This window comes from Negativicoccus succinicivorans, from assembly GCF_018373335.1.
Classification (GTDB): domain Bacteria; phylum Bacillota; class Negativicutes; order Veillonellales; family Negativicoccaceae; genus Negativicoccus; species Negativicoccus succinicivorans_A.
The window spans coordinates 1-8,717 of the sequence record NZ_JAHAHH010000056.1 but is presented as its reverse complement, the minus strand read 5'-3'; the positions used below and the strand labels follow the sequence as shown (position 1 = coordinate 8,717).

Sequence of the window (8,717 nt, the reverse complement as noted above, 5' to 3'; positions counted from 1 at the left end):
ATTTTTAGCAAGCATGTACCGCGACGGGCGGGACGTTTCCCATCATACCGATGACGGAGGTGCAAAATGACGCGCTTGGTTCCTTTAACAAAAATTTTCATGATTGTTGCGGTGTCGCTCGCCGTTTTGTTTTTACAAAGTCCGCCGGCGCTCTTTGCGCTGTTTCTCGCGGAAATCGTCATTTTTATCGCCGCCGGCGTGTTGCAACAAAATCGCAAAGCGTTATTGGCATTTATTTTCTTCGCGATCCTTTTGGGCGTCATTCAATACCTTGGCGGCGGCACGTTGCAGTCCGCGTATGTCGCGGGTTTACGGATGTTGGCGTTGGCGGGCGTTTTCCTCTTGGTGTTGACGACGACGCGCTTGCAGGATCTGACGGCCGCGGTCGTGACGCAGCTGCACATCCCCTATGAATACGCGTTCATGTTCACGGCGGCGCTGCGTTTCGTGCCGGATTTTCTGGCGGAAAATAAAGCGGTACTCGAGGCGCAGGCTTGCCGCGGCGTGCCGCAGAACGGACACTATCTGCGCCGCAGCAAAGCGTATCTCGGCGTAGTGCAACCCCTCGTTTTGAAATCGCTCGCGCGGTCGGAAACGATGGCGCTTTCGCTGGAGCTTCGCGGCTTCGGTGCCGGCACCACGCGCTTTACCCGCGCCGTGACGCCGCAACGTCGCGATTACTTGGTAATGGCGCTGCTGACGGCGGGCGTTGCGGTCAGCCTGTATCTGCGCTTGACGTACAGTTACTGAAAACATCGCGCATTGCGTAACAGTGGGGATCATATTATAATAATAAGAATTAATCGACAAAGTCGCAGCATGGTAGGAGGGGCAGTATGAAATACAGAATTCGACACAGCTTGGCAGATTATAAGGTGCAAAGTTACGTGCACGGTGACACAATTCCCGATGACGCGATCGATTGTTCGCTCGGGATCAATCCGTTCGGCTACACGCCGCAACTGACGGAGGAATTGTATCGGGAGACATTCAGCGGCATCTCGCCGTATCCGAGCTATCCGTACCGTGAACTGCGCGCGGCGATTTGCGAATACCTCGCGCCGGCGGCGAAAATTGCGCCGGAACAACTTGCGATCCACACGGGATCGATGGGCATGCTGATCGATCTGAACCGACTCTTTATCGATGAGGGAACGCATGTTCTCGTCGGTGAACCGACGTTTTCTTCCGCGACTACCGATATGCGCGCGATGGGCGCGCAACTCACCGTCGTCGCGTTGCGGGAAGAAGAGCAGTTCCGTTTTTCCGTCGCGCGTTTTATCGAAGCGCTGCGTCCGGAGCATACGCTCGTGTATTTGGATAATCCGAATAACCCGACCGGTCAAATGATTCCGCTGGCGGACATCGAGCAGCTGGCGCAAAAAGCGGCGGCGCAGGACACGATGGTGATCGTCGATGAAGCGTACGGCGATTTTATGCCGCTGGAAAATTCGGCGGTCGCCTTGGTTAATAAGTATCCGAATGTGATCGTCGTCAAAACGCTTTCGAAAGGGTTCGGATTGGCCGGCCTGCGGACTGGTTACGCGGTATTGCCGCAAGCATTTATGCCGATCATGCAGAAATTGCCGGCGGAAATGGTCGTCACCGAAACCGCCGCCCGTTTGACGCCGATCGCCTTACGTGACCGCGAACACATCGCGCGCTCCAGAACGCAGATCGCGGCGAATAAAGCGCGAGTGCTGGAGGTGCTTTCCGTATTGCAGGCATCCGTTACCGGAGATACGGTGCCGATTGTGCTTTTATATACGGAGCGCGATCTTAATTTGTTTGACGTGATGCTGCGGCACGGCATTATCACCGAACGCGGCGAAGATTTTGACGGCATCGGTAAACGCCATATCCGTTTGCGTGTGCCGCGTGATTTGACGGAACTTCTGCCGCGTTTGGCGGCCGTGGAAAAAGAAGTGGAGGGAGCGCCATGCAGCAGCAGGTAAGCATTTGGAATGTCGTGAAACTGGCGGGGGCTTACATCGCGTTTACGATCGGTTCGGGATTTGCGACCGGCCAGGAAGTGTTGCAATTTTTCACATCGTACGGACCGGCGGGTTACATCGGCGCGCTCGTCAGCATGTTTCTTTTCGCCGCGATGGGCGCGGCCCTGATGGTCAAAGGACATGAATTGAAATTGACCGTACAGACGGAAATTTTCCGCTACTATTGCGGTAAATATATCGGTTACATTTTGGAAATTTTCACGATCATTTGCCTTTTCTGCGTCGTTTCCATTATGTTCGCCGGATCCGGCGCCGTGGCCGGCGAATACTTCGGCGTCGGTGCGGAAATCGGCAAACTCGGCATGGCGATTCTTTGCGTCATGACCGTGTTGCTCGGTTTGAACGGTTTGGTCGATATTATCGGCGCGATCGGACCGGTCATCACCGTGTTTACGATTTTAATCGGTATCGTGACCGCGGTGACCAGCACGTACTACGGCAATGATTTGACGGGGGCGCAAGTGCAGGCGCTCTTCGATTTGCGCGCGACCGCCGGCTGGTGGTTCGGGGCGTATGAATGGTTGGATACCGCTTGGTTCAGCGGCGTGTTGTATGCGGCTTGCATGGTTTTGGGCGGAATTCCTTTTCTTGCCGGACTCGGCACGCGCGCGCGCAATCGCCAGGAAGCGATTTGGGGCGGCGTTATGGGCGGCGTTTTCCTGATGCTGTCGGTCATCATGATCGTCTTCGCGATGCTTTGCTATCCGGATCAGATCGTGACCTACGAAGTGCCGAATTTGTTCCTGGCGGAACAACATCTGCCGATTCTCGCGATGATTTTCTCCGTGGTGCTTTTGTTGGGGATTTACTCCACGGCAGCGCCGATGTTTTGGCTCGTGTTGAACCGTATTCAGGGCTTTGGTATCGGCCGTACGCCGATGATCGCGGTGACGCTGGTCTTGGGAATTGTGGCGTATTTCGGCGCGCAGATCGGTTTCGGTAAATTGATCGGTATCCTGTATCCGTTGATGGGACAAGTCGGACTTATTATGATTCCGGTGGTATTCCTGCGCGCGGGCGCACGAAAAACAGAGTTAATGAAAGAGTAAACGAAAAAAGAAAAAGAGCTGCCGCGGCAGCTCTTTTTTTGTGCAAAAAAAACACCGGAGATTTCCGGTGTTTTTTGATTTTATTTTGCTTCTTGCTCCATCGCCTGAATGAATCCATAAAACAGCGGATGCGGATTATTCGGACGTGATTTGAATTCCGGATGGAACTGCACGGCGACAAAGAAGGGGTGGTCTTTGACTTCGACAATTTCCACCAGACGTTCATCGGGACTGGTGCCGGCGAGAATCAAGCCCGCATCAGTCAGTTGCTTACGATACGCGTTGTTGAATTCGTAACGGTGACGATGGCGTTCATACACCAACTCTTCTCCGTAAAGCTCGCGCGAATGCGTGCCGTCGACCAACTTGCAGGGATACAGACCCAAGCGCATGGTGCCGCCTTTATCTTCGATATCGACCTGGTCGGGCATCAAATCGATGACCGGATGTTCGGCGTCGGTATCAAATTCGCTCGAAATCGCATCTTGAATGCCGCAGACATTGCGGGCGAATTCCATCACGGCGCACTGCATGCCGAGACATAAACCGAGGTAGGGAATTTTATGTTCGCGCGCGAAACGGATCGTGCGGATCTTTCCTTCTACGCCGCGAGAACCGAAACCGCCGGGGACGACGATACCGTCCACACCCGCAAAAAGCGGTGCGAGATCATCCGCCGCTTCGACTTCTTCCGAGTCGATCCAGCGAATGTTGACTTTGCGGTTAAACGCGTAGCCGGCATGATCGAGCGATTCGACGACGGAAAGATACGCGTCGTGGAGCGAAACGTATTTGCCGACGAGCGCCACTTCCAGTTCGCCCTGCGGGTGGAGCATGCGATCAACCATGTGTTCCCAATCGCTCATGTCGAGCGGCTTGTCTTCCAGCTGTAATTTGCGCAGAACGATTTTATCCAAACCTTCATGCTGCATCATCAAAGGTACTTCGTAAATGCTTTGCGCGGTACGATTTTCAATGATCGCGTCGACATCGACGTCGCAGAATAACGCGATTTTTTCTTTCATTTCCTGTGAGATCGGGTATTCGCTGCGGCAGACGATGATGTCCGGCTGGATGCCGATACTGCGCATTTCTTTTACGCTGTGTTGCGTCGGTTTCGTTTTCAATTCGCCGGAAGCGGAGATGTACGGCAAAAGCGTTACGTGAATATACAGAACGTTTTCTTTGCCGATATCTTTTTTCACCTGGCGAATCGCTTCCAAAAACGGTTGGCTTTCGATATCGCCGACCGTGCCGCCGATTTCGGTGATAACTACGTCGGCATTGACTTCCTGACCGACGCGGAACACCTGTTCTTTGATCGCGTTCGTCACATGCGGAATGACCTGAACGGTCCCGCCCAGGTAATCGCCTTTACGTTCCCGCGAAATGACGGTTTGATAAATGCGGCCGCTTGTTACGTTGGAACGCTGACTTAAGTTGATATCGATAAAGCGTTCGTAATGACCGAGGTCGAGGTCCGTTTCCGCGCCGTCATCGGTTACGAAAACTTCACCGTGTTGGTACGGGCTCATCGTGCCCGGGTCAATATTTAAATACGGATCGAATTTTTGGATCGTGACCCGATAGCCGCGGTTTTTCAGTAAACGGCCGAGCGATGCGGCGGTGATACCTTTACCGAGCGAAGAAACGACACCGCCCGTGACAAATATGTACTTAGTCATGCGTCCCCCTTTACATTTTTTCCGGCGCGCTGACACCGAGAATGGTTAAGCCGTGCCATAAAATATACTTGGTCGCTGTGATCAGTCCCAAACGCGCCTGTTGGCGTTCCTGATCAATGCCCAAAATGCGGCACTGTTTATAAAACGAATGGAACAGGCCGGCGAGTTCATAAAGATAACGAGCCAGACGATGCGGCGCGTGCGCGGCGGCCGCGTTTGCGATCATCTCGCGGTACTCGCTCATCTGTTTAATCAGATCCAGTTCGGCGGGTTCCGTCAGTAGACTAAAATCGGTATGTTCCCAAGCGCCGTACGCGATCTGATTTTCCTCCGCCTGGCGGTAAATGCTGTGAATGCGCGCGTAGGCGTATTGGATGTAGTACACCGGATTTTCATTGCTGTGCGATTTTGCCAAGTCGATGTCAAAGTCGAGCTGGCTGTCAAGCGAACGCATGATGAAGAAATACCGCGCCGCGTCGGCACCGACTTCTTCGATCAGTTCGGCAAGAGTAATCGATTTGCCGGTACGTTTGCTCATCTTGACGACTTCGCCGCCGCGCAAGAGATTGACCATTTGCAAAAGTAAAATTTCGAGTTTATCCGAATCATAGCCAAGCGCCGTGAGCGCCGCTTTGACGCGAGCGACGTAACCGTGATGGTCGGCGCCCCAGATGTTGATCATCTGCGTGAAACCGCGTTCATACTTGTTGCGGTGGTACGCGATATCGGCGGCGAAATACGTGCCGACGCCGTTGGCGCGAATGACGACGCGATCTTTGTCATCGCCGTATGCAGTGGTGTTCAACCACAGCGCGCCTTCTTTTTCATACAGCTTGCCGCGCGCTTTCAGTTCGGCGCACGCCGTCTCGATCGCTTCCGGATGCAACGTGCGTTCACTGAACCATTGGTCGAATTCTACATGGAAATCCGCCAGATCTTTACGTAAACGTTCGAGTTTCGCATGCAGCGCCCGCTCTTTGAAAATCGCGAGGCGTTCGGCGGCGGGCATGGCTAAATATTTGTCGCCGTCCTCATCAATGATCGTTTGCGCGGTTGTGATGATGTCGCGGCCGTGGTAACCGTCTTCCGGAAATTCGACCGTTTCACCCAAGAGTTCACGGTAACGCGCGTCGACCGATTTGGCGAGATTGTCGATTTGGTTGCCCGCGTCGTTGATGTAGTACTCCGCCTGTGTCGGGTAGCCGGCGGCGCGCAGCAGGTTGACCAGCGCACTGCCGAACGCCGCGCCGCGCCCGTGACCGATATGGAGCGGTCCGGTGGGATTGGCGCTGACGTATTCGACTTGAATATATTCGTCGCTTTTTTCCGGCAGGTTGCCGTAGTCGTTACCTTTACGCAAAATTTCTTTTAAAATATCGTAGACCGCGTCGTTTTTCAAAAATAAATTGATAAAACCGGCGCCGGCGATTTCCGCGCGTTCAATCAGCGGGGAGTCGAGCTCCGCCAGAATCGCGTCCGCAATTTGCCGCGGCGCGCGACGGGCGATTTTCGCCGATTGCATGGCGAGATTGGTGGCAAAATCGCCGAATTCTTTTTGCGGCGGCTGTTCCAGAAAAGGTTCGGGGTAGTCGCCGGCGGGAAGTGTTCCCTTAGTGACGGCCGCTTTGACCGCGTCGGTCAGCGCCGCACCGATTTCCGTCCGTAAATCCATCAGTTCGTTCCGTCCTCTCGTGAGCGTATGATCAGTTCATTATAATTCGCGTGGACGCCTTCCAGCGCGACATCGTAACGGAGCGCGATTTCCCCCTCGCCGTTCGCGAGCGTGTGGGTCAGCTCATGCGTGTACATCGTCAGCGTGACGTTGCCGAACGGTGTCTCATACAGCGATTTTTGCGACGTTCCCGGCAAAAATTCCTGTTGCTGCGTGATCTTACCGTCGCGCATCAGCACGAGCGAATGCGGAAATAATTTTAACGTTGTCCGCGTTCCCGTAAGTCCGGTCAGAGAAGATTCGTCGTAACACAAAATTTGCACGTCGCCTTGTTTTTCGTACGTGCCCTTTGTGGTCAGTTCAATACTCTCTTCCTGGCCGTTCTCGTCGCGCTGCAGCGTGTTCACGGTAATAATGACCGCCTTCATCACGCACCTCCGTAATATTAACTATATAATTCTATCATTTATAAGGGAAAAAATCTATGATGCCGGCATCATAAAACCGTCTCCGCAGAGACGGCTGTTTTTATAAAAGAATGATGCGCGACACCAAGTTGACCGTGTTTCGGGCGGTCGGCAATTATTTTTCTCGCAAATCTCGCGGATTGTTATTCTTGCGCAAAGTCAATGCATGAAAATGCGGCAACCGGCAACATGCGCGACAAATTTAATCTTTATTTGTCGTCATGGGAGCGGTTTGCGTTTTCCGAATTTTGGGAGCGACGTTTGCGCAGGTAGTGGTAATAAGCGTAGGCGAGAGCGGCCACGACGACAGAACCGATAAACAGTTCCATGTCGTAGGTCAGAAGGTCTTCCCAATGCTCGCCCAGTTGGAACCCGAGCCAAACGAGGAGCATCGTCCAGGGAATCGTGCCGATCACGGTATACCAGATGAACGGTTTGAGCGGATAGCGAGCCATTCCGGCGGGCAGCGAAATAAATGTGCGTATGCCCGGTAACAGACGACCGGTCAAAACGGCAATGCCGCCGTAACGGGCAAACCAATCATCCGCCGACGAAAGTTTCGTTTGCGAGAGAAAAAAGAGATGTTTATGTTTTTGTAAGAAAGGACGGCCGCCGTAGTAACCGATAGCGTACGACAGCAGCGATCCCACCAGTCCCGCCGCGACGCCGACTACGCAGGCGAGCGTGTAAGTGAAAGTGCCGCGATGTACGAGATAACCGGCAAAGCCTAAAACGACTTCGCTCGGAATCGGGATATTCATATTTTCCGCAACCATGGTTAAAAACAGCGCCCAGTAGCCGTAATCTTCCATGAAAAGATAAAGCCAATCCATACGGACTCCTTCCGTGATTCATTTATTTGCATGCGCATTGCGCGTAAACGACATAGGAACGTCTGTCATACCGAAAGACGCGTATCGTATAAATTTGATTATAACGGCAGGTCTCCGTCTTGACAAGGCAGGCGATTATCTCTATAATGCTTTTGATTTACGGCGGCTTGCATGGGCAAGCGCAATAATACGGTTCTGGTAACGACTTATATCCCTAAAGGAATAAGAACGGAGGAACAAAATGGAAAATTGGCAAAAAGATCCGGCGGCGGACAAGCCGCATGCGACGGAAGCAACATCACCGGTGAATGATTTGCAGGCGGATTCGCAAGTAACGGAGCGGCCCGCGGACGAACGTCCGAGTGTAGCGCCGCCGACGAAGCGTTCATTTATGACGGTGCGGCAGCTTGTGATCACCGGCCTTTTAGGCGGTATTACCGCGTTGCTCGGTTTGACGGGCTACGGTTTTATTCACCTCATTTATATGAAAGCGACCATTCTGCATATTCCGACGATTATCGGCGGCATTGTGGAAGGACCGCGCGTCGGCATGATGACTGGTTTGATTTTCGGTTGCTTCAGCTTATTCCAAAATATTGTGGCGCCGACGCTGATGAGTATTGTGTTTTTGAACCCGCTCATTTCGGTCTTGCCGCGTGTGCTGCTCGGTTTGATCGCGTACCTCGTGTACCGCGCTATGCCGGGAGCGCAGGTCGTTAAAATCGCGGTGTCCGCATTGGTGACATCGATGATGAATACGATCATGGTCATGGGCCTGACGTATATTTTGTACGCTAAAGAATTCGCGGAAATACGTCATGTTCCGCTCGATCAGGTAGTTAATATTATCATTGGCATTTGCATTTTCAACGGCATTCCGGAAGCCATCGGCGCGGCCGTGATCGTCACGCCGATCGTGTTGAATTTGCTCATGCGCAAACCGACTCGCCGGCAAGAGTAATATACGACACAAAAAAGCATCGCCATATGGCGATG

8 protein-coding genes are annotated in these 8,717 nt (G+C 53.1%); 4 read left to right on the top strand and 4 right to left on the bottom strand.

The features are described from left to right. Positions 1-66: 66 nt before the first annotated feature. The 3 genes from KH813_RS05040 to KH813_RS05030 all read left to right on the top strand — a co-directional run bounded on the left by KH813_RS05040 (position 67) and on the right by KH813_RS05030 (position 3,064). The gene (locus tag KH813_RS05040; protein WP_024048100.1) at positions 67-750 is read left to right on the top strand and encodes an energy-coupling factor transporter transmembrane protein EcfT; all 684 of its coding nucleotides are present in this window, start codon (positions 67-69) and stop codon (positions 748-750) included. Positions 751-836: 86 nt separating this feature from the next. After that, positions 837-1,955 (top strand): histidinol-phosphate transaminase, encoded by a 1,119-nt coding sequence (locus KH813_RS05035; RefSeq protein ID WP_303994039.1) that lies wholly within the window; start codon positions 837-839, stop codon positions 1,953-1,955. Then, positions 1,940-3,064 carry a hypothetical protein gene (locus KH813_RS05030; RefSeq protein WP_303994036.1) on the top strand — a complete coding sequence of 375 codons (1,125 nt, stop codon included), beginning with the start codon at positions 1,940-1,942 and terminating at the stop codon, positions 3,062-3,064. Before KH813_RS05035 ends, KH813_RS05030 begins: the two co-directional genes overlap by 16 nt. Before the next feature lie 80 nt (positions 3,065-3,144). On the opposite strand, the gene KH813_RS05025 is transcribed toward KH813_RS05030, so the two are convergent. The 4 genes from KH813_RS05025 to KH813_RS05010 form a co-directional block, all read right to left on the bottom strand. Next, positions 3,145-4,749 (bottom strand): CTP synthase, encoded by a 1,605-nt coding sequence (locus tag KH813_RS05025; protein WP_303994033.1) that lies wholly within the window; start codon positions 4,747-4,749, stop codon positions 3,145-3,147. Positions 4,750-4,759: 10 nt separating this feature from the next. After that, positions 4,760-6,421, bottom strand: a complete 1,662-nt coding sequence (argS, locus tag KH813_RS05020) for an arginine--tRNA ligase (protein WP_303994030.1) — start codon at positions 6,419-6,421, stop codon at positions 4,760-4,762. Further along, a complete protein-coding gene (locus KH813_RS05015; RefSeq protein WP_303994028.1) occupies positions 6,421-6,849 on the bottom strand; it encodes a DUF1934 domain-containing protein in 429 nt (142 codons plus the stop codon). The genes argS and KH813_RS05015 overlap by 1 nt, the downstream gene beginning before the upstream one ends. Positions 6,850-7,097: 248 nt before the next feature. Then, the gene (locus KH813_RS05010; protein WP_303994026.1) at positions 7,098-7,721 is read right to left on the bottom strand and encodes a DedA family protein; all 624 of its coding nucleotides are present in this window, start codon (positions 7,719-7,721) and stop codon (positions 7,098-7,100) included. A gap of 241 nt (positions 7,722-7,962) precedes the next feature. Here KH813_RS05010 and KH813_RS05005 point away from each other — a divergent pair, with 241 nt between their 5' ends. After that, positions 7,963-8,682, top strand: coding sequence for an ECF transporter S component (locus KH813_RS05005; protein WP_303994023.1), 720 nt, complete (start codon positions 7,963-7,965; stop codon positions 8,680-8,682). Positions 8,683-8,717 lie beyond the last annotated feature (35 nt).

Bases quoted from the DNA above. Each gene is read 5' to 3' on its own strand.
- KH813_RS05040 (WP_024048100.1), top strand. From the start codon at position 67: ATGACGCGCTTGGTTCCTTTAACAAAAATTTTCATGATTGTTGCGGTG.
- KH813_RS05035 (WP_303994039.1), top strand. From the start codon at position 837: ATGAAATACAGAATTCGACACAGCTTGGCAGATTATAAGGTGCAAAGT.
- KH813_RS05030 (WP_303994036.1), top strand. From the start codon at position 1,940: ATGCAGCAGCAGGTAAGCATTTGGAATGTCGTGAAACTGGCGGGGGCT.
- KH813_RS05025 (WP_303994033.1), bottom strand. From the start codon at position 4,749: ATGACTAAGTACATATTTGTCACGGGCGGTGTCGTTTCTTCGCTCGGT.
- argS (WP_303994030.1), bottom strand. From the start codon at position 6,421: ATGGATTTACGGACGGAAATCGGTGCGGCGCTGACCGACGCGGTCAAA.
- KH813_RS05015 (WP_303994028.1), bottom strand. From the start codon at position 6,849: ATGAAGGCGGTCATTATTACCGTGAACACGCTGCAGCGCGACGAGAAC.
- KH813_RS05010 (WP_303994026.1), bottom strand. From the start codon at position 7,721: ATGGATTGGCTTTATCTTTTCATGGAAGATTACGGCTACTGGGCGCTG.
- KH813_RS05005 (WP_303994023.1), top strand. From the start codon at position 7,963: ATGGAAAATTGGCAAAAAGATCCGGCGGCGGACAAGCCGCATGCGACG.